The organism is Arcticibacter eurypsychrophilus, assembly GCF_001730525.1.
Taxonomy (GTDB): Bacteria; Bacteroidota; Bacteroidia; order Sphingobacteriales; family Sphingobacteriaceae; genus Arcticibacter; species Arcticibacter eurypsychrophilus.
On the sequence record NZ_MDFN01000005.1, the window covers coordinates 143807 to 168878 of the forward strand.

The 25072-nt window shown below is 38.2% G+C and carries 21 protein-coding genes and 1 tRNA gene; 6 read left to right on the forward strand and 16 right to left on the reverse strand.

The features are described 5' to 3' along the window. Positions 1-24 precede the first annotated feature (24 nt). Complete coding sequence (locus BFL47_RS04555; RefSeq protein ID WP_069658618.1) at positions 25-408, forward strand: type II toxin-antitoxin system HicB family antitoxin; 384 nt, start codon at positions 25-27, stop codon at positions 406-408. 1033 nt (positions 409-1441) lie between these two features. On the opposite strand, the gene BFL47_RS04560 is transcribed toward BFL47_RS04555, so the two are convergent. From BFL47_RS04560 to BFL47_RS19720, 13 genes are all read right to left on the reverse strand, one after another. Beyond that, the gene (locus BFL47_RS04560) at positions 1442-2740 is read right to left on the reverse strand and encodes a hypothetical protein (RefSeq protein ID WP_069658619.1); all 1299 of its coding nucleotides are present in this window, start codon (positions 2738-2740) and stop codon (positions 1442-1444) included. Positions 2741-2751: 11 nt separating this feature from the next. Then, positions 2752-3195, reverse strand: a complete 444-nt coding sequence (locus BFL47_RS04565; protein ID WP_069658620.1) for a hypothetical protein — start codon at positions 3193-3195, stop codon at positions 2752-2754. Between the two features lie 51 nt (positions 3196-3246). Further along, positions 3247-3408 (reverse strand): hypothetical protein, encoded by a 162-nt coding sequence (locus tag BFL47_RS19715; RefSeq protein ID WP_170827265.1) that lies wholly within the window; start codon positions 3406-3408, stop codon positions 3247-3249. A gap of 4 nt (positions 3409-3412) precedes the next feature. Then, entirely contained in the window at positions 3413-3784 is a 372-nt protein-coding gene (locus BFL47_RS04570) for a hypothetical protein (RefSeq protein ID WP_069658621.1), read from the reverse strand. A gap of 24 nt (positions 3785-3808) precedes the next feature. Further along, positions 3809-4162: a hypothetical protein gene (locus tag BFL47_RS04575; RefSeq protein WP_069658622.1), complete on the reverse strand. Its 354-nt coding sequence runs from the start codon at positions 4160-4162 to the stop codon at positions 3809-3811. A 113-nt stretch (positions 4163-4275) separates the two neighbouring features. Beyond that, a complete protein-coding gene (locus tag BFL47_RS04580) occupies positions 4276-5268 on the reverse strand; it encodes a BT4734/BF3469 family protein (protein WP_069658623.1) in 993 nt (330 codons plus the stop codon). A gap of 92 nt (positions 5269-5360) precedes the next feature. Beyond that, the gene (locus tag BFL47_RS04585) at positions 5361-6473 is read right to left on the reverse strand and encodes an AAA family ATPase (protein ID WP_069658624.1); all 1113 of its coding nucleotides are present in this window, start codon (positions 6471-6473) and stop codon (positions 5361-5363) included. Continuing rightward, on the reverse strand, positions 6466-6768 hold the full coding sequence (locus BFL47_RS04590) for a helix-turn-helix domain-containing protein (RefSeq protein ID WP_069658625.1): 303 nt from the start codon (positions 6766-6768) through the stop codon (positions 6466-6468). Before BFL47_RS04590 ends, BFL47_RS04585 begins: the two co-directional genes overlap by 8 nt. A 110-nt stretch (positions 6769-6878) precedes the next feature. After that, positions 6879-7811 (reverse strand): hypothetical protein, encoded by a 933-nt coding sequence (locus BFL47_RS04595; protein ID WP_069658626.1) that lies wholly within the window; start codon positions 7809-7811, stop codon positions 6879-6881. Between the two features lie 5 nt (positions 7812-7816). Continuing rightward, on the reverse strand, positions 7817-9202 hold the full coding sequence (locus tag BFL47_RS04600; RefSeq protein ID WP_069658627.1) for a tyrosine-type recombinase/integrase: 1386 nt from the start codon (positions 9200-9202) through the stop codon (positions 7817-7819). A 149-nt stretch (positions 9203-9351) separates the two neighbouring features. Then, positions 9352-9888, reverse strand: coding sequence for a hypothetical protein (locus BFL47_RS19515; protein ID WP_139125755.1), 537 nt, complete (start codon positions 9886-9888; stop codon positions 9352-9354). A gap of 43 nt (positions 9889-9931) precedes the next feature. Further along, positions 9932-10912, reverse strand: a complete 981-nt coding sequence (locus tag BFL47_RS19520; protein ID WP_139125756.1) for a recombinase family protein — start codon at positions 10910-10912, stop codon at positions 9932-9934. A 17-nt stretch (positions 10913-10929) separates the two neighbouring features. Continuing rightward, a complete protein-coding gene (locus tag BFL47_RS19720; protein WP_170827266.1) occupies positions 10930-11106 on the reverse strand; it encodes a hypothetical protein in 177 nt (58 codons plus the stop codon). Positions 11107-11142: 36 nt separating this feature from the next. On the opposite strand from BFL47_RS19720, the gene BFL47_RS19725 reads away from it, so the two are divergent. Next, positions 11143-11259, forward strand: a tRNA-Ala gene (locus BFL47_RS19725). A gap of 197 nt (positions 11260-11456) precedes the next feature. On the opposite strand, the gene BFL47_RS20345 is transcribed toward BFL47_RS19725, so the two are convergent. Both BFL47_RS20345 and BFL47_RS04615 read right to left on the reverse strand, forming a co-directional pair. Next, on the reverse strand, positions 11457-11897 hold the full coding sequence (locus tag BFL47_RS20345; RefSeq protein WP_083257004.1) for an IS66 family transposase: 441 nt from the start codon (positions 11895-11897) through the stop codon (positions 11457-11459). 23 nt (positions 11898-11920) lie between these two features. Beyond that, complete coding sequence (locus BFL47_RS04615) at positions 11921-12877, reverse strand: IS66 family transposase (protein ID WP_069658629.1); 957 nt, start codon at positions 12875-12877, stop codon at positions 11921-11923. A 630-nt stretch (positions 12878-13507) separates the two neighbouring features. On the opposite strand from BFL47_RS04615, the gene BFL47_RS04620 reads away from it, so the two are divergent. The 4 genes from BFL47_RS04620 to BFL47_RS04635 all read left to right on the forward strand — a co-directional run bounded on the left by BFL47_RS04620 (position 13508) and on the right by BFL47_RS04635 (position 23134). Continuing rightward, positions 13508-14365 carry a hypothetical protein gene (locus BFL47_RS04620; protein WP_170827267.1) on the forward strand — a complete coding sequence of 286 codons (858 nt, stop codon included), beginning with the start codon at positions 13508-13510 and terminating at the stop codon, positions 14363-14365. A gap of 365 nt (positions 14366-14730) precedes the next feature. Then, entirely contained in the window at positions 14731-18780 is a 4050-nt protein-coding gene (locus BFL47_RS20005) for a PKD domain-containing protein (protein WP_069658631.1), read from the forward strand. Between the two features lie 15 nt (positions 18781-18795). Continuing rightward, positions 18796-22614 (forward strand): DUF6443 domain-containing protein, encoded by a 3819-nt coding sequence (locus BFL47_RS04630; protein WP_069658632.1) that lies wholly within the window; start codon positions 18796-18798, stop codon positions 22612-22614. Positions 22615-22618: 4 nt separating this feature from the next. Next, the gene (locus BFL47_RS04635; protein WP_139125757.1) at positions 22619-23134 is read left to right on the forward strand and encodes a hypothetical protein; all 516 of its coding nucleotides are present in this window, start codon (positions 22619-22621) and stop codon (positions 23132-23134) included. Positions 23135-24142: 1008 nt separating this feature from the next. Here BFL47_RS04635 and BFL47_RS04640 read toward each other — a convergent pair. Next, positions 24143-24757, reverse strand: a complete 615-nt coding sequence (locus BFL47_RS04640) for a LytR/AlgR family response regulator transcription factor (RefSeq protein ID WP_083257005.1) — start codon at positions 24755-24757, stop codon at positions 24143-24145. Positions 24758-25072: the final 315 nt, after the last annotated feature.

Sequence of the window (25072 nt, forward strand, 5' to 3'; positions counted from 1 at the left end):
AGAAATCAGAAAGCGGAATAGACCATGGCCACACCGATAACATTAATAGAACACAAAGGATACTTAGGAACTATTGAAAGTAACATTGAGGATGAATTCCTTTTTGGAAAGATTTTCGGGATTAGTGATCTTGTTACTTTTGAAGGGGAATCAATTAAAGAGCTTAAGGCAGCTTTTTATGAAGCGGTTGACGATTATATAGAAACCTGTAGAGAGATTGGCAAAGAGCCTGAAAAGTATTACAAAGGGGTATTTAATGTAAGGATATCAGGCGAATTACACAAGGACGCTGCTATAGTAGCATGTAGAAAACATATTACATTAAACGACTTCGTAAAGACTGCTATAGTTTACGCTGTTAATCATCCGGATCAACTAGAGTCTGAAATGGCTATAGCGGGTGAATAAGCATGCTCTGTAACCTCTTATTATCAGTTCTTTATGATTATGAGTCGGTTAGCGAATATATTAAGGAAATGCTACGCCGTACCAAAATGTACGCCTTCACCGTAACATCATGCTTAGACGGCTGTAAGCGACAGAGCACTGAGAGAATTCCTTATTTAGGGATAAGCACTTCAATAGTCGGCAGACAAGAGCCAGAATAGCGTTTTTATTTATGATTTAATTTCAATTGGATATACCAATATAAATGGTAATTGCTAGCGAAGTGCTCTTTCTCGTTTTAGGGTTAACAAACTGAATTTTTGATGTGTGTGATTTTGACATACATGTGATTTTGACATGTTTGCTGCCGGCAATACATAGCTTCTGACTATGGCTGTCAGATTTAGTAAGATTTGAAATGCTTATTGACTGTTAGAAAATCTTTTTAGGGCTGTTAAACTGCGATTCCTTAGTTTGCTCACGTGCCTGCGTATGAGGTCGGTTAATTCATTCCCCTATTATATAAGTGATGTTAGAAAAACCTTCAATGTGGTTGTTCCCTTATATCTTGATAAGACTGTGTTAAAACCTTTGTGTTGCTCTCGTGTGCGTACGTAGAGACGTTGGATAATTGTGTTTCTCGCCTGCGTATGTGACTGTTAGAAAACCTTTTTTAGCTTGATATCTTGCACAATATCGCACAATATGATAAGTTTCTTATATATAAGTGATAGTAGAAAAACCTTCCTTAAGCATGAAAAACACCAGTCTTTCGATAGGTGTTGCTGCTGGCTTAGTGCTTGCCGGCAGGTTAAAGGTATTTTAGTTCAGATAAATGTTAACTTTTGTCAACTTTTCGCCTCGTTTTTATATCCAATGTTAGGTTTTATGAGGTTTTTGACTAACATTTACTAACATCTTGCACCATATCGAACTATAATTTTAGAACCAATGTCAAGTTTAGACAAGTTTTGTGCCTGATTGTTGAACTGTGTCGAACTATAAAGCAGGTCCAATGTAAGGTTTTGACAGGTTTTGCAGTCAAGGCTCAGGATTATACCGCTGCGACCGTTCCAACGTACAACCCTTTGACGAATTTTAGAGCATAACCACCTCCGATATTTTGAATAAACGTTTTTCCGATCTCACTACCGATCTTAATATCACCACTTTGAACATCTAAAGCATAATTCTTATCTGCTCCTTCTGCTCTCAATACTAATGCGGTGTTTGATGCAATGCCAGCATAAGTATTAGGCATACTTTGAGTGAATCGGGCTGTTGCTCTGTGAGGGGATGCGGTTGCGGGATTTACGTTATCGCCAATACCAACATAGTAACCATCATTGTACATGGAAATGTATGCGTTTTTATTTCTTGCTGCTAAGGCTGTGTTTTCCAGTTCCCAAGCTCCTATGTTTCCTTCGGTTAGGGTAATTATCCCTTCCTTGGTTATACTAAAGGCACCGTTATCGCTGGATAAAGAGTTTTCACTTATTGTTATTCCTCCAATAGCTCCCTTAGTTCCTTGTATGCTATCAATCGGTTCAAAGCTAAAAGGTGAGCCATTCGGAAGTCCAAACGTTCCTCTTAAAATATATTGCTTTTCCGGATCTTGTTTGATTTCAAAAGATATCTTTTTCACTTCTTCTAGCTTTTTCAAAGGTGTGATATTTGTTGATTCTATCTTTTTTGTGGCCTTCAATGGGCTTACTAAATTATACCCTTCTGCCTCCTGTGTTCTATACTTCCCGGCATGCACAACGCACCTTCCTGTAATCATTGAGGGGCTTTGTACCTCTCCATAATTAAAAGTTGACCCTATCTTATTGTTAATGGATGCAGCGTATACAATGCACATTTCGATTGATTTTTTATGATCACCTCCTGTAGCACTTAAAGCCTTTACAAACGCTTGAGACACCGCATTAAAGGTAATAGTATCAGGAGTGCACACTATAAATTTACTTGCATTGCCTCGTTCAAAATAGCTATCCTTTTCTTCTGTATCTCTAGCGAAAATAAACGGCATACCATCTTCCAGAAGTCCTGAGAGCACATACATGCAATGTCCGCTTAATTTTCCTCTGAAGAAATGCGTAGGAACATCAAAGTTCTCAATTAGTCTTATTAGCTCCGTAACTGGCAAGTGTTTGTATCTCAATAAGATATCAGCCATTAAAACCCCGTTATCGACCTGACCATTTGAGGCGAAATTAATATCTGGCCTGATTGAAAAGAGCTTTGTGGTTTCTTCCTTGACTGGCGCACCTGAAGCATACGTTTGTTTTCTATCAGTTCCTATGTGGGCTGTTCCTGTTTTGTGGTTTATTGATACTATTATAATACTCATATTCTTAGTTTTTAGTTTGTAAGTTGTTTGTATTCAATTGATTGTATGTAGGTCAGTATTTCAGCTGATTCTCTTTCTACTCGTTCGCGAAAGTTTGGATTCTTGTAGTAGGCTTGCGCTATCGGTTGCCAGTAGTTACACATGGTCGAATTTTTCCATCCAGTAACATTACACATAGCTTTGCGCAGTCCATTTTGACATCTGACGTTTTGATATTTGGATAGCAACCTGTGCTTTGCATATAATGAATAGATAATGCTGACAATTGCAGGCATATTCAGAGTGGTGATCTCATATAAATCTTTGATTTTAGTAAAGATCAAAGGCATAAGGGTAAGATCCTCTAAAGGTGAGTTCATGTCATTTATTGCCGCTTCATAAGAATCTCTATTAACTGCTTTATAACTTGATGCAAGTGCGTTTAAAATATTAGTGTTCAATTGTTTATATACCATTTTTGTTTAATGTAAGCCCGACACGATATTGCATCGGGAAATAGTTGCTTTTTAAGAGTAACGCTCAGCTAAAAGATCATTTATTTGAAGGATTTTAGTTTCCTTCTCAACTTGGGTAAGGTGTCTATTTGCCCGAATCATACCCAATTCTTTAATGAGTATCGCTCGTACCTCTACGTATTCAGCACATTTTTTTTCTGATTCTTTTTTCATGATCTTAGTTGTTTTCTAGTTTTCTTAATGATGGAATAGGCATGTTTGCGGTATCGTTTATGCCCTGTAGGTAGTTGGTAAGTTTACCTGTATCGAGTGCCTCCTGCATGCGCTCTATGCTTTCAGTACCTGCCATAAAACTGATAGCCATTTCAATTAAATGATTGCAACATTCCTTTGACTTTTTTAGGGTATTGACCTCTTCGATTAGGCTAGTTACTTGAGTTTCGAGAGATACCACATTTTCGCTAAGGGCGCGGTTTGTTTTTCTTGACTCATCTATAACCTTCAATTGCATCCACTTTGCAGATAGGTAGACTTTTAATTGATTTTCGAGGTCTGCAATTACTTCTGCAGGTGTTTGAATTGTTTCCATATTTGTCTTTATTGTTAGTTATTGTTAGTATTCTTTAGTAATGTCTTTCTCACTGATTAGAAACCGTTGGATTTCTCCCGACTCAAGGCGGTTGACTAGTTCCTCAACTCCTGACTTGCCGGCCATAACCGCAACGGATAGACTAACTAAGCCTTGATTATTAAGCATTTCCCTTTCGAGAAATTTGTTTCTTTGCTTTAGGGTGTCAATTTCTTTTTGCAACTCCCTGTTTGCCTCCATATTAGTACCGATTGTTTTCAACTGCCCCCAATTAAGAGACCTGTATATATTTAATTTGTCCTTTAGCACTTCCATTTCTTCGGTTGCTGTTGCGATTGGTCTGCCGGCAAGTGCTTCTGCCTGTTTTACTGATTCCATATATTTATTTGTTAATGATTTTAAGCGTTTCTTAGGTACTCAAGTATTATAGGCGTTGGATTGCCTTATTGAGATATTTCATAGCCTCCTGCGATATCGTAGCAACGTAAGGACTATTTGTTTTTTAGGTAGCTGAATGCTTGTGCCCAGTGCTGTTTCTCCATTCCACCGAATCCATATAAGAGAAGTGCGGTCATCGGCGAGCAACTCCATCCTTTATCGCTTTCCGCTTTCCATTTATCCAATAAAGGAACTTCACTAGAGAAGCTGTAAAGCGTTCTTCTGTCTTCGTGGTAATCTACACTCAATCCAGCTTTTGTGTCCTTTCCTGGCCTTGTAAATCGGTATCTGGATCCGCTTGTGCTATGATAGTTAAAACCAAAGTTTATAAGTATGTCGTGCATATCCTGAGCGGTACAACTTGAATTGAATCCTTCAATGAGTTGCTTAACATCGGTGTTGTCGTTACCCTTTTGGCCGTTACTTTCGTACTTTTTAAATTCCCTTTTCGGGGGGAGAACTGTCTCCAACTTCTTATCAAAGATTTCCGCATTCTCGTTGTAGTAACCGTCAGCGTCAAATGACATAAATCTTAATGATGCTACGTTACGAGGTGCTGTATCTATCTTTATGCCCATGGCTTTAAATGCTGCCTCCATTGCATTAAAATGTTCCTTGTGCATATCTGGATCGCTAATTTTCATTAATCCCCATAATCCCTGTCCTCTTATCGATCTGCTGCAATATGTTACATAAGCAATAAGCTTTACGATCTCAAATGCTTTATCTAAACCGCTTTCTAAGCCGTCAATATCGAAGGCCATAAAGCCAGTATGTAGTACATGAAAGTCTTCACCTCTTCCCTTCAATTGTATGCTACTTGGTGTAATTCCCCATACTGAGGGTTTAAGTGCTGACTGTTCATCACATTTATATGCTAGTGATCGAATCTTATTTTTAAGTGCTAATTGTTCAGGATCTGGATGATTGATAAGGTCACTAAAAGCAACAGTTTGAGGTTTAGTACTAAAACATGACCTGCCTAGCTTTTTAGAATAGTAGGTTGGAAATAAGCTGCAATAGGATTGTAGTAATGTCTTTTTCATTGTGATTTGTTAATTTGTTTTAAGTATTTGGTACTGAACGAACTAGACCGTTCAGTTTAACTAGTTCAGTTCAGTTCGCCCAATAAACTAGACTAGACGCCCCCCCCTTTATATATAAAGGGGGCGTTCAGTTCAGTTGGGTTGCTTTGAAAATTGACTGAGTATTTTGCAGACTTAGTTTTGGGTGTACCTGACAATTTAATATGGCCGTATTGCATCCAGTGGTTAATCCATTCAGATGTTTTATCTCGACTAATTGCTTGTTTTAAGAAGTTAGAGAGATTTGATTTTGCAGCGATGCTTAGTTCCGATCTAATCATTGAAGGCGATACAGAGAACGTATCCCGAACTAAGGCTTTATGAGTTGCCTCATCAACATCATAAGGCTGAAAGGCTTTTGTAGATCCTGTACTTTCGTCTTTGCTCCATCCTTCAATTAATGAAGGTATTCCAGTGATTTCATCCCGAACTAAGGCGAAAGGTTCAAAAGGCTTGCCCCTTGTAAACTCAGGTTCGATTACGATCTGTTTTGCATCGTTCTGAGAGATTTTAACTACAGTCTCAGCCTTATTAATCAACTCCGTTCCTAAATGCCCCCTAGCGTTGTCATTGCCTTTATTCGTATGTATGATGTTAACGATATGGCAATCCTGGGTATCTGCTAACTCCATTTCATAGGTTGCAATGTTGGTAGCTTCCTCAGGACTGTTGATATCAAATACAAAATCTCTTGTTCCATCGAAAACGACAATGTCATAATCACCATCTTCAATCAATGCTCTACTTATTTCAGTTCTTATGTTTGGGGCGTGGATCTTCAGATCATAGAAATGAAGGTTTTTAGATTGTTGTAATCCTGCGATTTGTAATATCCAGTGTTGGGTACGGCTACCATAATACAACCCCTGCTCATTGTCAATCCAGAGAACTTTAAGACCAGCATTGATAGCACTGGCAATAATCCAAGCTGCTGCAGTTGTCTTTCCTGCTTTCGGCTTTGCGATAATAACAGAGAAGCTTTTCTTCGTAAACATGGGAATACCTAGCATTGCAAACACGATAACAGGCATCGGTATATCTATACCCTGAGGTATTAGGTGAAATTTACCTATTGCAAGATAATCGCTGGTATTACCTGCATTATCGCCGAACGCCAATGCTGCATTAGGATTTAATCCAGTAGCGGAAAGGGCAGTATTAAGCATTTATAGAACCCTTTCGTTTAGCACCGCTAACTTCTAACGCTCTGTCAATCTCCGATTTCTTAAAGTAAACCGTTCTCCCTGTTTGGTAGTATGGAAAGATTCCGCGTTTCTTATAGGCGTGGATAGTTGCCTTAGTGCATTTTAAATATGTAGCTAGTTCGCTTATTGTGAAAGTTTGGGGTAACTCTGCAGGGGTTGCTGCCGGCTGTGTTTGTGCAATGGCTGCGATAACACTTCTTTGTATTAATAGCTCTAAATTAGCTAGGCTTATTGGTGACAATATCAAGTTTTCCATTTGCTGTATCTTTTAGTACACCACAAATGTATAACTGTAATTGTCTGAAATATAATGTGTTAGCTATACTTATTATACCATTTATGTGTTTGGTATAATAAGTATAGTGTTTAGCTCAATTTATAAGCATAGGGGTCGGCTTGTTTTAATGCTTGGAGTATTCCAGTCATGTTAAATTCTTTGTTAACTAAGGGATGCAACTCTATCAATGTTATTGTTTTAAAGTATTTATCCTTTTTAAATCTTTTAATCAAGCTGTAAAACATGGTATCTGTACCTAGCTTTGTATGTTCATTGTCAATTATTTTTTTATCTAGCAAGATCTTATACATTTCATTTAACCGATCTTCACTTATGGCAGCATCTGCAAATGATTTGAAAACTTCTTTTACTTTCGGTGCTGGCTTTACTGTTGCAATAGTGCTAGGATTATTAGTATCCATATCCTTATATTTTTGAAGCTCTGCCTTAGGTGAATAACTTCGGTCGTCTTGGTTGGTCGTTCCATCTAATTTTGTCCATATGTAATGTACTCTTCCCATATCAGGATTAGAAAACTGAATTAAAGCTTTACTAATCAAAAGATTAAAATCAAGTTTAAACCTAGGGCAAACATCTGATAATTCTGAGATTATAAAGAAAAGGACACCATCACAGCCTAATACATAGTCTCTAACCTTTTCATTAAGTAAAAAATCTTCCCATATTTCTTCACCATCAAAATGTTTTCTTTCGGCCTCATCTTTCAATTGTTCAGCTAAATACTTTTCTTGTTTTTCAGCCAGGTTAAAAAGAATGCTCCAAATTTGTGATATGAGGTAGGAATTTGGATAATCATAGATTCTTTCAAAAACGTGCAGTAAAAACAGGTATCTAGAATATTCACTATCTATTTCACAAAGCTTTTGCACTATGCTATCATAAGAGCATCTCTTTAGTTTATCCCAGTCAATTTCATGCGATTCAATGTAAGGAGTGTTAAGGAGATTGTCTGCAACTTCCAAAAGTAAATTATAATCATATACCTGTGTTTCTGTACTCATATCTTTTATAGTCCTAATTTAACGAACGTTTCTGCTAAAAGGTTAGCTTTTTGTTCATCGGTGGTTCTTATGTACTTTAAGAAGTTGCTTTCTGATTTATGTCCTGTAGCGCTCATTATAAGCATAGGGGAGACGCCTTTGTTAAACATATTGGTTGCGTAACTCCTTCGGCAGCAATGGCTCGTTACAAGACTGTAAAGCGGTTGTGATGTTTCGCTTTCAATGTTGCCTTTGTAGTTCTTTATTATTCTAATATCTGTCAATCCAGCCAGTTCAGAAACTAACTTGATATAAGCATTAAATTTCTGATTGGATAAGGTAGGCAGCTCTGTAGGATATTTGGCTAATACGGGTTTAAGTTTCTCCATAATTGGAATAGTTACCCTTGCGCCTGTTTTGATTTGCTTCACCTTTATGAAATTACCGCTAACACTTTGAGTATCAAGGTTGGAAAAGTTGCCAAAACGAAGACCAGTATAAGCGCCTATTAAAAACAGATCGCGACACTTATCTAAAACCTTGTAAGTTACTTTCTCAGGCTTATAAGTTTTATCGCCTTTAGTATTTAAGATGTTCTTACCTGCTTTATCCCTTGCAACTACTTGATGCGTTACAAATCTTGCATAGCTCGAAAGATCCAAGTTTGCAATTCTGTCAATCTCATTAGAATTTAAATAAATTGTATCTGATTCGTACGAAGGCATTATAAAATCATCTGCTATAAAGCCAGGTTCTTTACTTTCCATCATTACGGTTTTAATGTCCTTTATAAAGCCTGCAAAGGTTGAAATCTCCTTTTGTTCAATATCGTAGCAAAAAAACATAAAGTCCTCATAGAAGTCTTTATTCACACCTTCAAAGGGGAGTGTTCTTATATCTGCATATTCTAAATACCTCTTGATTGCCGATAATGTTACGCCATAGTTTTTAATTGAATTTCTTGTAAATCTTTTACCGAAACTTTTACCACGCTTTTTAATTAGTCGCTTACCTGTTTTGCTGTCTTCAATTAATTGTTCAAAGTAAGAAATGAATGTGTGCCTAAATTCTGGTGCTGGTGCTGGCTCAGGCGGTTGTGGCTTATAGATTAGATCTAACTGCTCGCGGACATAAGGTACTGTTAAATCTTCGCCTTTGGTATCGCTTACGATTGTTACCGCTGCAGAAGCCATTTCTTTCAATCTCTTATTATAGCTTTCCGCAAATGGTGCAATATTTTTAATAGGTTGTATTGTATTGCTTGAGTTGCATTCAGGGCGAAAGTGCTTTATCTCAATTCTTACTCCGGTATAGTATTGCAACCGCCGGCCTTGGAAAGAATAGAACATATTAATAGCCTGTACACCGTCTGTACTTGGTCGCGGTTCAAGATAGAATTTAGGTTTTGCCATTACTGTATGTTTCGCTTTTTGCTTACATACAAATTTACATACACTTTCTGTTATATCGCAATATACTTTGCTTTATGTTAAAGTATTAAATATTTGCTTTAAAGTGTGTAGGATAGCATTTTGTATATTTTGTTAAATTATGATTTATGCTAAGAATGGTATAAATGTACTCCGGCGCTGGGTACTTGACCGGAGAAAAAACTAGAGATAGTTTTTTCTCCGGTTTTTTTATGTCCTAACTTGTTGTTTATCAAGTAAATAAGAGAGGCAACTTCGTTGAGTGGAGCGGTTCGATCTTTCGTTTCTGAAATTACCCATTTTGGGGCATAGATCGAACCGGTGATTAGTTGTTTTCCTGCTAAATCGGCATTCTGGTATAAATAAACAAGGTTTTTGAGGTTAAATAGGGATTTATCGACAAGGTCGTTTAAATCAATATTGAGGGAGAGTGTATCATTCGATTCTTTTAGTTTTGCTTCGAGCCTGAGGATCTTATTTTCACATTCAGATTTGATGTTTTTATATTCGGCACTCTCAATAGCATCCGTTAAAAGCAATTCTCTGGCTTTTGTGATCCGGTTGTTTTGTGCTGTAATTTCTACTATTGTCTTTTTACGTTCCAGCTGAAGTAATTGTGCATTGTCACTGTTGGCATCGCAAATGACTGCCTTAAATAGTTCTGCCATACCTGGTTTAGGAACGATGTTCTTAAGATCGTTTTAAAAGTTTTCATTTACCCTCTCGGGCATTAAACCTAATCTTGCATGGGTACTTGCAATGGTAGTAGTAATGATAGCTATTGCGGCCTTTAGAAGCGCTTCCTGTAAGTTGTCTGTTGCAGGAGGGGCAGATTAGAAAGCCGCGTAACGGAAGGTTATCTGTTTGCACTGCTTTTAGTCCTATTTTTCTTCTTTTGTTGTCGAGAACGTCCTGGACTTCATAAAACAAATGCACTGAGATTAAAGGTTCATGAAGTCCATTAGTCAGAAACCTCTCTTCCTCTTTAAAGGCAGGAATAACGATCTTTCCACAATAGCATGGATTTCGGATGGCGGTCCAAAAGCAGGTTCTGGTACAGCGGAGTCCTCTTTCTTTTGCCATTGCCCAGATATGTTCTATTGCATATTGGTTTTTGGCGATCATTTCAAATGCCCACTTCATGTGTGAAGCTTCGGGTTTGTGAATGGCTATATATTTAGTGCCATTTTCCCTGGTCCGGTTAATATAACCAGGTAAAGCCATTCCCGTCCAGCGTCCTTCTTTTCTTGCTCTGCGTAAACCATAAAATACATTTAATGCTCTGCGATCATTTTCTACTTCGGGTGTTGATAGGTAGACTGTCAGGATCATTTTGCTTTCAGGGACGGATAGGTCGAGGGGTTGATCTATCGCTATGGGTTCTATATCCAGGGTTTTTAAGGTCCTGATCATGGTATAAGCATCAGCGGTGTTTCTGCTGAATCTATCCCATTTTGTAAATATCACATAGTCGGTTTGTTTTCCTTTATTCTTTTTCCAGTCGGCGAATAGTTCAGTCCATTCTGGGCGGTTAAAAGTTTTGGCTGAATAGTCTTCAAAGACAACCTTTCTTGATTGTATGTTTTTCTTTTCACAATAGGTCCTTATCCGTTCGTCCTGGTCTCTTTGGGAGTAGCCTTTATCTGCTTGTTCATCTGTACTTACCCGGATATATAGATCTGCAGTTTTCATAATTTATTTTAAATTTATTAAGGGAGTGAATAGAGTTGTTTCTTCTTTTTAAGTTGTTCTTCTACAGCTAATTTAGCAAAATCGTACATGATTTGCAATATTTTCTCTGCTTCATCTTTTGAAATAGTTGTTCCATGTTTTTGAAGGATTTCTATTGCTTTTTCTGGGGTAACAGAACGCTTTGGTTTGAGCATAGGGACAGTCCTTTTAGTTAAAATGGCAATTTAGGAGGAGGATTTGTAAACGGTTAGTAAGGTGGTAGTAGGGTGTGTGAGAAATATTCCATTGCATAATTGATCACTTTCATGGCATGCAAGAGGTCATCGGTTCGACTCCGATATTCTCCACCTTGATAATCAAGGCTTTATGTTTTTTCATAAAGTCTTGATTATTACAGATAAAGTTTAGATAAAGTTTTAATCAGGCTTAAAGTCTTTAAAACATTTTGAAATTAGCTGTTTTTTAAGACTTCAAAAAGTTGTAAATATCATATTCTGCTTGTAACTACTCAGGTTCTAAGAAACGGCAATTGTCCAGAATGCATTTAAGATAGCTTGATTGTTTTTTTACAGGTGTCCGTAATAGAACGAATAATGGCGTAGTTCTGTGCTCCTTTGGCCGATTTAAACATACCGGATACTTTGAGTTTGACCTTCACATTGCGAATGGCCTGTTCTGATTTATTATTGTCGGGAGGTACTTCGGGATGATAAAGAAAAGTAAAAAGATATTCCCTGTATTTTAGGATTCTTTTTTGAAAAGTGATCACTTCAGGATGGTCGGGATTTATTTTTTGATGGATTAACCCATCCAGTAACGCTTCCATCTCTGCCCTTTCTTTTATGGGTTTCTGATATTGGGAAGTGGTGATTATTTTTTTAATTTCCAGTGCCTGCATAATTATCTTACTGAACCGTGCTGTCCAGGGGCAATCATATTTTTGTTTGAAAAAGAGCAGTTCGCGCAGCAGGTGAGCCGTACAGATCTGATGGCCTCTGGCAGCTGTGTTTAAATGGCTGGACCAGCAATCGTGCTAGGAAAACCAGCAGGAAAATGAGCTTTAACAGTTTCAAAGCCCCTGTTTTTTGAAGCGGTGATATAAGTTGCAAACTGGCTTTGCCAGGTCCAAAACCACTTTAACTTACCATTCTCTTTCATTCCCGTTTCATCCGCCCCAATCACTTTAGCATTGGATAAAGCCTGTTTGATCAGGGCAAAGGCAGGCAACGCTTTTTCAGCAAAGCGGTCAAGTATTCCACAAACAGTGCCCTGACTGATGGCCATTCCATAAACCGAAGAGAAGAACTCACTGATCCTTGCCAGAGGGATATACTGACGGGTATGCAGATAAGCAATCAGTGCAGTGGTTTGCTGACCATAAATAATAGGGGCATCTATCCCGGAAGGAAAAGTTCCGTTGGTGATGTGTCCGCAGGTGCAGGTGTTACGATAAATACGGTGTTCGGTATAGGATGGACGGAGGATAGGAATATCGATAACCTGACGACGGCTGGCTAGTTCAGCTTGCTGGGCATTAAGATCCAGTCCGCAACAGTTACAGAATCCAGGCCTGTGTTCTATAATATGGTCGGGGGTGGTACTCATCTTTAGGGTACTGCCTTCATGGCCTTTCTGCCCACCGGAGGACTTTCCGCTGGAACCCCGCAAACTGTTTGTTCTTTGGACACGGTTTTGATCTTTTGAAGGAGGAACGGAACTGTTGCCACTGTTCTTTTTAGGCCCTTTTAGAAGCTTGTTTTCTTCCAAAAGAATGCTGATTGTTTCATTCAGATGCTGGATAGTGGCATTTAAATCCTGTACTGTCTTTCCAAATGAAGCGTTCTGTTCTGAAATCCTCTGAAGTAAAGCCGCAATCTCAGAAGCTTTAGAGGCTTTTGCCGCTATACGGGCAACTGATTCCTGTTCCAGCAATTCGGCCAATTTCAGAAAACCCTTACTATCCATTCTTGCAGTTCCTTGACTACAAAAAACCGCTTTTTATATCATTAAACCTATAAATATCGGATCAAGTTATACAGTAAAATGTGAATAAACCCTCACTTTTTTCTGAAAAAAATTATTCCCGCAGTAAAGCATAAATCAAATAAACATTCCCTCTTTTGTCTTGAAGCCAAAATTATTGACTCAATTAAAGACAACCTGAGTAGTTACAAATAAAGAAGGTAATAGGGCTATTTCCATTATTCATCCTGAAATAGTACTTGTTTACGTAAGAATCTTTTTTATAAATTGTTTCTTGTTTATATTCATATCTGACAGGTTGTATAAGAGGACGAGATATAAACTTAAAGGAAATTGGTTAAACAGACCGCAATAGAACACTGGCAGACAAACGTCTTCTTTAATATTTTCGATTTGTATTGATAAATATATTGAATGCATTTAAATAGATAGATGGAGGGAAAGTATTGTTACATGCGTCGCATCGAGAATGTACAGCCAATGCCAATGGGTAAATTCTAATTAATGAAATACAGTTATAACGAAATCAAAAAAAATTAAGTTGTAGAAGAAGTTCACTGAAGTATACTTATGTTAATATGAAGAAATTCTATTTTAATACTTATGATTGCCATGTTTATGACTTATAAGATGGCCAGCGCGCAAATGAACGTACCGGATGGTGGAGCAGCCGGTCCACTTGGTGGCGGATCCTGGTTAAAATTTGTCACCGGAGGCAATACCGCATCAATAATTGAAAACAACGGATTAAACTTGTTAGGAGGAGCTACACAACCTGTAAGGATTCGAAATGCTAGCTTATTGGTTGGTTATGTAAACCTTGGAGGGAATTATGGCGCTGGTAATGCCTTAATCAGTGGAAATATGGGTATTGGAAACGACAATCCGCTTAGCCCTTTGGATGTTAATGGAAACCTTACCCTAAGAAATTCATTAAATACACTAGGGGCGGGCGCTAGAATAAACTTCACAGGATTTGGTAGGGATTTTCCTGGGCCCTCAATACGAAGTTACCTGGATTATGCAGGAGCACATAATTATTCCAGACTGGTTCTGAGTTCTTATTATGATGGCAATAAAGATGAAATTACGCTGGTTAATGGAACTATAGGTATTGGAACTGCAGATCCCAGGGGATACAAGCTTGCTGTAAACGGGAGTATCCATGCAAAGGAAGTAAAAGTTGATTTGATTAGCTGGCCGGATTATGTTTTTACACCTGCTTTTGTCCTGACGCCTCTGACTGAAGTCAAGGCTTATATTAATAGAAATCACCGTTTACCCGATATGCCCAGTGAGCAGGAAGTAAAAGAGTCGGGTTTAAATTTAGGTGAGATGAATGTAAAATTACTTAAAAAGATTGAAGAACTGACGCTTTATCTGATTGACCTTAAAACGCAGAACGAGACATTAAAAGAGAGGGTTAAACTTATTGAGGACATTCATAAAAATGAAATTAATAGCCGTTAAAAATTCTTTAATCGATATGCTATTCCAAAGTAAGTTTACATTAATGTCTAGATTAACTTCTTACGCTAGCGCACTAAAGCGGTTCTATTCAAATTACTATATAAATTTTGTAGTAATCTAACAAACGTTTGAGTGGCTTAAAAGTGCGTTAAAAAGAATAATTATCCTGCTTGATCTTTTTTTTTTTAAGAAAATTAAGCCTGTATAACCGATTAAACCTTATAACTAGAGAAATGAAAGCTCTTTTTAATCTTTGATTATAATCTTATTTAGAGTTTACTGATACTGTCTTTTTACTAAGAAAATAAGTCGAATTTAAAATCGCTCGCAGCTGCTATTAAACATTTAATATTATAACTCATAAAATGACGAAAATCTACTTTGTAATCACATTTCTGATTTTGTTGGTAATCACATTGAGGGCTCAAAATGTTCCCGTTGACTTTCATACAGGACAACCGATTATTAATATACCTATTTATAACATCGACGCAACTGACGTAAGTCTGCCTGTGAGTTTATTTTATGAGGCAGGAGTAAAAGCTTACCAGCAAAACGGAAATGATGAGTATAATATTGGTATTGGCTGGAGATTGAATGCAGGTGGAAACATTACCAGGACTGTTAGAAGTTTGCCTGACGATTTTCAAGGAGTCAATGGAGATACAAGAATAGGCTGGCTATACGGAACAGTGGCCAGTAATATTTACAATTTTATGCCACAAAACAGGACTAACTGTACTGGAGATGCTAGTAACTATAATTTTCTATCTGGACTAGCCGCTAATAAAACCGATTCAGAGCCGGATGTTTTTTCTTTCGATTTTAACGGTTACAGGGGGCAGTTTGTATATGATAATAATCATGTATTACAAATCATGCCTTATCAAGATTTGAAAATTCAGCCTAGTTATGCCGCTGACGGATCAATAACTTCTTTTAAAATCATTACAAATGAAGGTGTGAAATATACTTTTCTAGCCACTACAAAAGTAACTGTATCTGTTACACCAGTAGGAGCATCAAACGCCGTATTGTATAAAAGAGATAATCTTATGAAGTATGCTCAGCAAATTTCTTATACCACCCAATGGGCATTAAGTTCAGTGATTTCTAAAACGGGAAGAACAATATATCTGAATTATCAGAACATAGATGAAAGCGGAACGCAAATTACCTATTCAAATATTTATCTGGCTAATTTAGTAAACACCGTTTATAAAAGAAGCTTGTATACTACAGCCATTAAAGAAACCCATCAAAAGCTGTTGAGTATTTCCACGGAAGATTGCTCATTAAATCTGAGTTACAGAACAGGTTTCGACAGGCTCGACAATTTTATAGTCAAAATAAAAGGCCTTACTGTCTTAATGGTTTCACTTAATTACAACTATGCAAACAGCAGGACATACTTACAATCGGTACAGACCTCTAATAGCTGCTTAAAGAACCCCCCTTATCTGTTTGATTATCTGGGCACAGACTTAACTGTTGGTACGTCAATCTTACCATCACCGACAATTGGATCTATGCCTTGTAACGGCTGTCAATTACAGCAGCAATATCAGCAGGACTACTGGGGCTATTATAATAATAACAAGTCATCTACGTTGGTCCCCAATTTATGGGTATACCCAAATGAACCAGCATCAGAGCGATACCGACTTGAGCAAATACCAGGTTATAGTGGACCAAATTACTACCTCGCTGGGGGAGCTGATCGAAGACCTAATCCTGATGTCGTTGCAGCAGGATCGCTGGGCAGAATACGATTTCCAAGTGGAGGTTCCGTACTGCTGAGCTACGAATCCAACCAGTTTTATGACAGTAAAGCCGACCAAATATTGAATGGAGGCGGAATAAGAGTAAAATCCGTGACCGTGCATGACGGCATCAGCAACCAAAATGATATGGTCAGAACCTATACATATTCAGGTGGCATCTTGATCAATCGCCCACAGTTTGCCTTTTCCATACCAATTTATACGGATCCATCCGGTAATTCATCAACATCTGAACAGTATACTGATCAAGCGACCAAAATAGCCAATTTCACTGCCCGATCCGAATTTGACATGAACAGCTACTCTTTTGATTCTCCAAACGTAGAATACCAATTAGTGCAGGAAGTTCAATTTGGTAAAGGTAAAATAGTTTACGAGTACAACAATCCCACAACTTACGGACAGATTTCAAGTTCCGAAAATATTGGAACCGAGCCATGGCAGGCGACCTATTCTAGATATGCAACTACCGTTAATCCAGTAACACAGGCATGTATGAGTCAGGGCCTGCTAAATGACGGATATTATTCCTTTCCATATCCGGATAACAGTAATTATAACTTCTCAAGGGGGTTATTGAAAAGTATAAAATCCTACAATGAAAACGGACAGCTGATTAAAGAAACAGGATATGATTACACACTTGTATTCAAAAACTCGGCTCCAGATATAATCTACGGCCTTTCATATAACTATTTTACCTATAACAGCAACGATATAAACACGAAAGCGTTTATCTATGGTAAATATAAATTGTACGGCAACACGAATAAATTTCAAACGAAAGTTTTTAACAAAGTTTACGATCCTGGCACAAACTATCTTAAGCCGGCATCTACAGAAACCAACAACTACTATACGGGTGTTAACCATTCGTTGTTGAGTTATTCGTCTACGTCAATTAGCAGTGATGGTGTGAATTTTACCAACTATAAAAGCAAGTATAGCTACCCGGAAGATTATGTAACGATCAACCCTGGTGACTCAACAGTAAGAGCTCTGCAAGCACTAAAGGATGCGCATGTCAACAACGTCATAATAGAAAAGGTTAATACAATGACTAAGCCAGGTCAGTCTGAGCAGTTACTCAACGCTGAATTAAACTTGTTTAATAGCTATACTAATGTTGTTAATATTCCTAATGTCTTCTTGTCTAAACAGATGGTCATTAAAGCGAATGTTCCACTTACAGATTTTCACCCTGTCATCGTCGAAAGTGCGGCGATTTTTCATTGTGACTCACGCTACAAGCTTATGAATAACTACTTCGAATATGGTGATTATGGTGAAGTTAATTCTGTCACTGATAACCAAAATAATAGAACTGGGCTTCTTTATGATTATGCTCGTTCTTTGGTAATTGCCAAGGTTAGGAATGGGTTCGCCAATCAGGTAGTTTACTCAAACTTCGATGAAGAAAAGGGTGGAGTCGGTGGGTGGACGACTAACAGTTTCAAGTACATTTTTAATTCCCCAAGTGATTTTAGTTCAGTCGACGGCAGGATTGGGAAGGCGCTATCTGTTGGAGCAAACTTCACTTTTCAAAAATTGGGCATAGCTAAAGGGATTGGTGCAAATTGTACTTTCTCGTGTTGGGCTAAATCAAATACCTCAGGATATTTATTGATAACGCTGACCGATGCCAGCGGACATAATGTTACGCAAGTGATAACCTTTACTAACACTACCGGAGTTTGGACCAATTATAAAATTGCGATCCCTGTCGAGATTTTAAATGCGAAATTCGACATCAGCGTAAGAACGAATACTGCAGTAACTGTTGATGATATGCTTTTACATCCTCAAATGGCATCAGTTTCTCTAACTTCATATCAAGACTTATTAAATTTAGCAACAACTGACCCGCATGGTAACACCACGTTTTATAGTTATGATGCTTTGCGCCGCCCCACCTTGGTCATGGATCAAAACCAAAATATTTTAAAACGGACGGCTTATAATTATAACATTAATTATGAGCTTAGCGCTGCTTTTAGTTATCCAATTAAGCTATATGCCAATAGTTCAATAATCTTTCAATCAGGACCTGCGGATGGCTGTGAGCCCGTGGGTATTATTCGGGATTGGAACTTTGGTGACGGAACGGTCATGCAAAATGGAGGCGCTACACCATCACATAGCTATGCTGCTACCGGCAACTATACAGTTACCTTAACCGTGCATAATGCCCAATATGGAACAGTTACCTCCCAACAGCAGATCTATGTAGAACCGCCATTAGAACCGGCTCTCAAATTTACTTTAACCGCTTGTGGAATTGTTGCTTTTGAAGTTTGCTCTAAGCGGGCTGTATTCTATGGTAACAGCAACACCGGCCAATGTTCTGAATATCCGGTCGGAACCAATGTATTCACAGCTAACATCCAGCAGCCCTGTTCTTCTAATGTTGGTTTTACCTGGCAAATGGCTTATGACAATGCACCGAATACCTGGATTAGTCTTCAAGGGGGGCAGTCTTTGACAGTAAACGTACCACTTGATCCTGATGGCTCAGTAAGTTCGAACAAATCATACACGCTTAAATGCGCCATGTTCGGAATAGGTTGTAATGCGCAAAGTGCGACACAGACCTATCACATCAACTATTTCGCTGCAGATTGCAACCGTTAGCCTAAACTTGAAACAATGAACTATCAACGAAGTATCAACCGATTATTAATTCTACCGGCATTTCTTGCATTTATTAGTAATATTTGTTTAAGCCAAACAACACAGGTTATTGACGCCACAATATCCAGTTATCAAGGAGTATCCTACCAGGCCGTAAGCAGTGTTACCTTAAAACCGGGGTTTAATTTTGCACCAAGCACTGCAAATCCGAGCTTTTCAATAATTATTAAACCGTTGGTAAGTGTTGATGATCCTGGACTAATCGTAGCTAACAATGTACGTACAGATATTATCAAAGTTCAAGGAATTACCAATCAAGGTCAAATATCACCGGCCAATTCCCAGACGAAAATAACTTATATGGACGGATTAGGTCGTCCTGTTCAGGTAATCAATCTGCAGACCAGCCCTTTACAAAAAGATATTGTGCAGTTAATGGAGTATGATCAATATGGTCAGCAGCCTAAGCAATACCTGCCGTTCGTGTCCAATACTTCAAGCGGAGCTTTTCATGCAAATCCTAAGATCGCGCAACAAACCTTTTATAGCTCATCAAGTTTGGGTAACGTTAATGATAATTTCCCATACGCAGTTACAAGTTATGATAATTCACCTCTCAATCGGGTAATGGAACGAGGTGCGCCTGGTGCCGACTGGCAGCCAGGTAATCACACTGTTAAAATGCAGTTTAGGCTTAATACAGCCAGTGATTATATTCGAATATGGACAGTTGACGGCCCCGGCGCTGGCAATTATGCCGAAATGCAATTGTCGGTAAATGATCTTGTAGATGAAAACGGTAGCCATGTACTAAGTTTTACCAACAAACTTGGCCAATTGGTTGAAAAAAAGGTAGAGGCTGACGCCGGTGAATGGTTGGAGACCGTATACATATATGATGATCTCGGTAACTTGGTCTACCAGATATCTCCTGAAGGAGTTAAAAGATTATATGCAGGTAATACAACCTGGGGTGCCGTGTTTACCGGTGCCTGGGCAAGCGTATATACTTACGATGTCAAGGGACGCCTGATAGCTAAGCAAGCCCCTGGCGTTGCTCCGGTTTTTATGGTTTACGACAGTTACGATCGTTTAGTACTGCTGCAGGATGGGCGCTTGCGGAATGCATATGGAACGGCCGATAAATGGTATTTTACCAAGTATGATGCAGCTAACCGGGCAGTCTTGAACGGTCTTTATACTTATACCGACCCTGCAACAACAGGTGTTACCCATCGTGAAAAGCTGCAGGCTTATCTGGATGCACTTATTTACAACAATACCACAGTTTTTAACTGTGAGAGAAGGATGAACGGAACCACCTACGGCTATAGTAATCGGAGCTTTCCCGTATCGCCTGGCGATGCTGATATAATAACGGTTAATTACTATGACGATTACGACTTTAATAATGACGGAAGCGCCGATTACATATATAATAATCCAGGATCTGCGCCTTATGCAGCCGTTGCAACTAATGATAATAGCGGCTTTTTAACAGGAGTCTACAACAAAGTGCTGGGTACCTCAGGCTGGATAAAGAAGACCTTATTTTATGACAGTTTCGGCAACGTTATACAAAAACAGAATAACAGCTTACTAAACGCCAATGTACAAGATATAACTAGCAACGCCTATGATATATATGCAGGGCATGTTATTGAAACCAAACAGGTAAAAGTAACCGCAGCTACCGTTACGGTCGTAAGCAGACTTGCATATGATTTGCAGGATCGACTTAAACAAGTAGCCGTGAAAATTAACGGCGGTACCGAACAGGTTATAGCAGGCTATGAATACAACGAGCTGGGGCAGCTTAAAAGTAAAAAATTGCACCAGAAGACCACCAGTACATACCTGCAAACCATTGATTATCGCTACAATATACGCGGATGGATAACTAGTATAAATAATAGTGGTTTAACAAACGACAGTGGAATAACTAATAATGATAACAGTGATGTTTTTGGCATGACACTGCTCTACAACCAGGCCGATGCAGGTTTGGCAAACACCCCTAATTATAATGGAAGGCTATCAGCAATTAAATGGAAAACTAATGATCAGTTTTCTGTATCGGGTAACCCTGTTCGCGAGCGCAGCTACAAATATACATACGATAAGGTTGACCGCCTTAAGGGGGCTTACTTTGCCGCCAAAGGCGTTAGCGCCTGGGATAAAGAAGCAGGCGCATATAACGAAACTATAGGCAGTTATGATAATAACGGCAATATATTAAGCCTGCAGCGTTATATTCAGACAACTGATGCAAGCGGCCGTACTATGATTGATAACCTTACTTACTCTTATTTAAATAACGGTAGCAGCAACCAGCTGGCAAGTGTTACTGATGCCACTGCAAGCACTATGGGTTTTAAGGATGGCGCCGGCACGGCTGCTGAATACAGTTATGATACCAATGGCAACCTAACGGGTGATGCCAACAAAGGGCAAACTTTAACTTATAACGATTTAAACAAGGTGAGTAAAATCACTACAGCCATAGGTTCAGTCGAATACGCTTACGATGCTAACGGGAGTCGCATCAATAAAATTGTTTACAATGCGGCCCATGCGGTTATTAGCCGTTACGACTATCTGGACGGGTTTGTATATAACAACAACACGCTAAGTTACCTGGGCACCGTTGAAGGCCGGGTGCTTGCAGGCAGCCAGTATACTTACGAGTATTTTATTAAAGACCAACAGGGGAATGTTAGGGCTAGCTTTACCGATAACGGCTCGGGCGTTGCCAAGATTACACAGGAAAACGCCTACTATGCCTTTGGCTTGACCATGCAGGGCATCGTAGTTCGTACAGCACAATCTTCGGTGGCCAACAAGCAACTGTATAACGGTGGCTCGGAGCTGCAGGACGATCTGGGTTATGAGAGCAGCTACTCTACACACTACCGTGAGTATGATCCGGCACTGGGCAGGTTTAATGCACACGATCCGATGGTGGATAAGTACGCCAGTTGGACACCTTATAATTTTGCGTTCAACGACCCGTCAAACCAGAATGACCCAACAGGAGCTGATCCAAATGACCATGTAAATGTGCCTCCTTTCTGGGTAGCGCAGGGACCTCCAGCTGACTGGTTGTCGGTCGACAGAGCTATTCGTCAGTCCATGTATACATCGGATATGAGAATCTGGGCATTGGTTAATTCACCAATGTATACGCCTAACTCAGCGTATGCCCGTATAGGGTGGGATATGATTATGATCCCTGTTCCGGGGGCGGCTCAGCAACAAGCTGCTTCGGGCAATCAATCACAAAACTTTCTTACTTATAAAAAAGCATATTCAAACGCAGATCTTATGAAAGTTACATTGTCCGAAGTTCCTATAACTTCATGGGCACAACTTCGGTCTAGAGCTGAAGCTGCTTATGATAATTATTGGGCTGATAGAGGGGGGGATGTAGAAGCTGACGGTTATCTTACATTGGCCGAGGCCAATGAACATTATAGAAATGGAAACAGTACGACTTTAAATGTAGATTTAAATCGTATTGATTTATCCGCGATTCATTCTGAAGACTTTAATGGAGTTGGATCAACAAAATATTTTAATTTGCTTTTACATAGCAATTCTTACAATGATGGTATGGTTTACGGAAATGTAAGATTTAGATTATACCCAGGTAATACAGTTAAAGCTTTTTCAGATACATATGACTTCGATCAGAAGACATGGTGGAACCCTTTAAATTGGGGAAGAAATATTGAAACTGTGATAGGTTCGTCGTTAGCTGGACCAGGAACACCATATAAGATTAATTTTAATGGTTCAGCGGAAATCACTCCTGTACATCATGTAATCAAATAAACTAATGAAAAAAAAATTAAGAATACAACTAATTGTATCAGTGCTAATGACTTTATACTTTTATCTGCAAAGCTGTAATCCGGGAAGTTACTCCGAAGAGTTGAGCGGAAACTACTTTTATGAAGATAGAGGTGCCGATTCAAAAAACATAATAAATCATTTGCCGGGTCATAAAAATATTTATGGTGATGTTATCAACTATGATTATGACTCAGATTTTATTATTGCAACCCAACGACCAAGTTTTGAGGGATACAAGCGTGAGATAGGCTTTGAGTTACGAGAAAATTTAAAAAAATATCCGACAAATTCAACTGAAGAACGCATTCAAAGCGAAAATGAAGCTGATAGTATTCTTAAGCATGATCCATATTATAAATCTATATTTAGAAATAAGATCAATTATTGGATTATTGAGCATAAAGATGGACATGTATATGGGCCTCTAACTAAGCGGGCATATTTAAAAAAGAGAAAGGAATTAATTGTTCCAGTAGATCTTGAAGCTAAAATAGAATAGGAATTATGTATTTTTCATTCTGGTCGTAGCATCCGTTAGAACTTAAACCAGCAAAGCTTGATTTTTCATTGAGCTCCGGTTTCGTTTATTTCAGGATCTTCAGTGACAGTGCTAATAAATCCTGATCCTTCATTAGACAGGATTATAAGGGAAGACTGACCATACTCAATAGCATGTCTGGATAAGGCTTAGCAATTGAAGCTCTCCCCTCTGAATTCATAGTCGGCGCATCCAACAACGATGACTCCAGTTCTTCTCTATTAATGCAAAAAAGTGATTGGCAAGGATTAAACTGAATAGATAAAGATTTGTAGCATTCTATGAAAAAGACAATTTTTATTTATTACATTTCCTTCATATACGCGATAGCAACTCCTAATAGACTTTGATGAATCACTGCTCTACTTGGAGCTTGATTTAGAAAGACGAAACTATTCACTTTGATTCAAATGTAACTGAACTATACATTTAGTTACCCACGTATCCAACTAGTGCCTCCATAGTACTTTCATTCAAAGTTGGAATGCTTGATGGATATTCTGGTCATGCTGACCCCAGTAATGCATCATACTGACCCCACCTGGGGATTTGGCCTGTCATAGCTGATGGTATGACAATTTTACCTTTTTTTTCTTAGACTTTCACCTGTATTATGGAAAGCTTTCCATAATACAGGTTATGACAAGAATATCGTTATGATAATAAGTCCTCCGGATTATAAACAAACCAATTAATTATCAACTTTTTAAGAAGAATATATACATAATCACTTTCCATAACTTTAGTGTGGCATATTAAAAAGTCTACATTAAAAGCAAAAGTTATGGAAATTCAAAATCTTATTGAACGTGCCAACCATCTTTTAAAAGAAGCGAGATATTCAAGTAGCCGGATCTATATCTATAATTGGTTATGGAAAAAGGGAATCCTTGAATTTATGTTTTCAAAAGGTTTGGTTGACTATGACGAAAACGTCGGCAATGAATATATGCTGACGTGCCATGCTGGTTACAGTGTTACTAATGTACTCCCCTCAATTGCTGTAATTTTATCCATATTAATTATAAATGATTTATTGATTCTGGCGAACTGTGATGATAAATCCTTCTCAATGTTTTTAAGTGTCATATAAGTTCGATAGCGCTTGCTTCCATCAAGATGAATGTCGAGATAATTTTTTACTGATTCAATAAATATAATGTCTTTAAATTGTATCAAAGCTTCAATCATTCCATGTAAACCCTTGGTATTTGTTTTAATGAAAACTGTTTCCTCATACGTTCTTGGATATGTGAGTGCGTTGTTTAGTGTTTTTTGAACTAAAGCGATTTCAGTTTCATGACTTATCAATTTTTTCTCAGACGACACAAAAGGCACTTTTTGTTTTAAATTGCATGTAAAAATAACTGATGTTAACTGTTTTAATAAGGCTGTTTCAGTAGGATTGGCTTTGACAAGCTCTAAATCTATAAAAACTAGATCCGGTTTATGCGAAATGATCTGTTTTAATGCCGTCCGGAAATCAGGGGATGATCCTAAAATGGACATTGGGAAAAGAGAAGGGATATTATTCTTTAACAAATGTTCAGTAGAACTATCTCCAAATATATAGCAGCTAATCATTGAATATATAATTTAAAAAATTCATATCTAATGTATTATAAAATATTCTCATTAGTAATCTCATTATTAAAATAATTCTTCCAATTGAGATAATATTAAATAAAGAAGTTAATAGGGCTATTTCTATCATTCATCCTGAAATAGTACTTATTTACGTAAGAATCTTTTTTATGATTTGTTTCTTGTTTAGATTTATATCTGATAGGTTGTATAGGAGGATGAGAAATACTTGAAAGAAGACCGCAATAGCATACTGACGTAGTTTCGTATTCTCGATTTTTACTGATAAAATATTATTGTTGTCCGGTAAAACCG

Coding starts and splice junctions, on each gene's coding strand:
- BFL47_RS04555 (WP_069658618.1), top strand. CDS start 25: ATGGCCACACCGATAACATTAATAGAACACAAAGGATACTTAGGAACT.
- BFL47_RS04560 (WP_069658619.1), bottom strand. CDS start 2,740: ATGAGTATTATAATAGTATCAATAAACCACAAAACAGGAACAGCCCAC.
- BFL47_RS04565 (WP_069658620.1), bottom strand. CDS start 3,195: ATGGTATATAAACAATTGAACACTAATATTTTAAACGCACTTGCATCA.
- BFL47_RS19715 (WP_170827265.1), bottom strand. CDS start 3,408: ATGAAAAAAGAATCAGAAAAAAAATGTGCTGAATACGTAGAGGTACGA.
- BFL47_RS04570 (WP_069658621.1), bottom strand. CDS start 3,784: ATGGAAACAATTCAAACACCTGCAGAAGTAATTGCAGACCTCGAAAAT.
- BFL47_RS04575 (WP_069658622.1), bottom strand. CDS start 4,162: ATGGAATCAGTAAAACAGGCAGAAGCACTTGCCGGCAGACCAATCGCA.
- BFL47_RS04580 (WP_069658623.1), bottom strand. CDS start 5,268: ATGAAAAAGACATTACTACAATCCTATTGCAGCTTATTTCCAACCTAC.
- BFL47_RS04585 (WP_069658624.1), bottom strand. CDS start 6,473: ATGCTTAATACTGCCCTTTCCGCTACTGGATTAAATCCTAATGCAGCA.
- BFL47_RS04590 (WP_069658625.1), bottom strand. CDS start 6,768: ATGGAAAACTTGATATTGTCACCAATAAGCCTAGCTAATTTAGAGCTA.
- BFL47_RS04595 (WP_069658626.1), bottom strand. CDS start 7,811: ATGAGTACAGAAACACAGGTATATGATTATAATTTACTTTTGGAAGTT.
- BFL47_RS04600 (WP_069658627.1), bottom strand. CDS start 9,202: ATGGCAAAACCTAAATTCTATCTTGAACCGCGACCAAGTACAGACGGT.
- BFL47_RS19515 (WP_139125755.1), bottom strand. CDS start 9,888: ATGGCAGAACTATTTAAGGCAGTCATTTGCGATGCCAACAGTGACAAT.
- BFL47_RS19520 (WP_139125756.1), bottom strand. CDS start 10,912: ATGAAAACTGCAGATCTATATATCCGGGTAAGTACAGATGAACAAGCA.
- BFL47_RS19720 (WP_170827266.1), bottom strand. CDS start 11,106: ATGCTCAAACCAAAGCGTTCTGTTACCCCAGAAAAAGCAATAGAAATC.
- BFL47_RS04615 (WP_069658629.1), bottom strand. CDS start 12,877: ATGGATAGTAAGGGTTTTCTGAAATTGGCCGAATTGCTGGAACAGGAA.
- BFL47_RS04620 (WP_170827267.1), top strand. CDS start 13,508: ATGTTTATGACTTATAAGATGGCCAGCGCGCAAATGAACGTACCGGAT.
- BFL47_RS20005 (WP_069658631.1), top strand. CDS start 14,731: ATGACGAAAATCTACTTTGTAATCACATTTCTGATTTTGTTGGTAATC.
- BFL47_RS04630 (WP_069658632.1), top strand. CDS start 18,796: ATGAACTATCAACGAAGTATCAACCGATTATTAATTCTACCGGCATTT.
- BFL47_RS04635 (WP_139125757.1), top strand. CDS start 22,619: ATGAAAAAAAAATTAAGAATACAACTAATTGTATCAGTGCTAATGACT.
- BFL47_RS04640 (WP_083257005.1), bottom strand. CDS start 24,757: ATGATTAGCTGCTATATATTTGGAGATAGTTCTACTGAACATTTGTTA.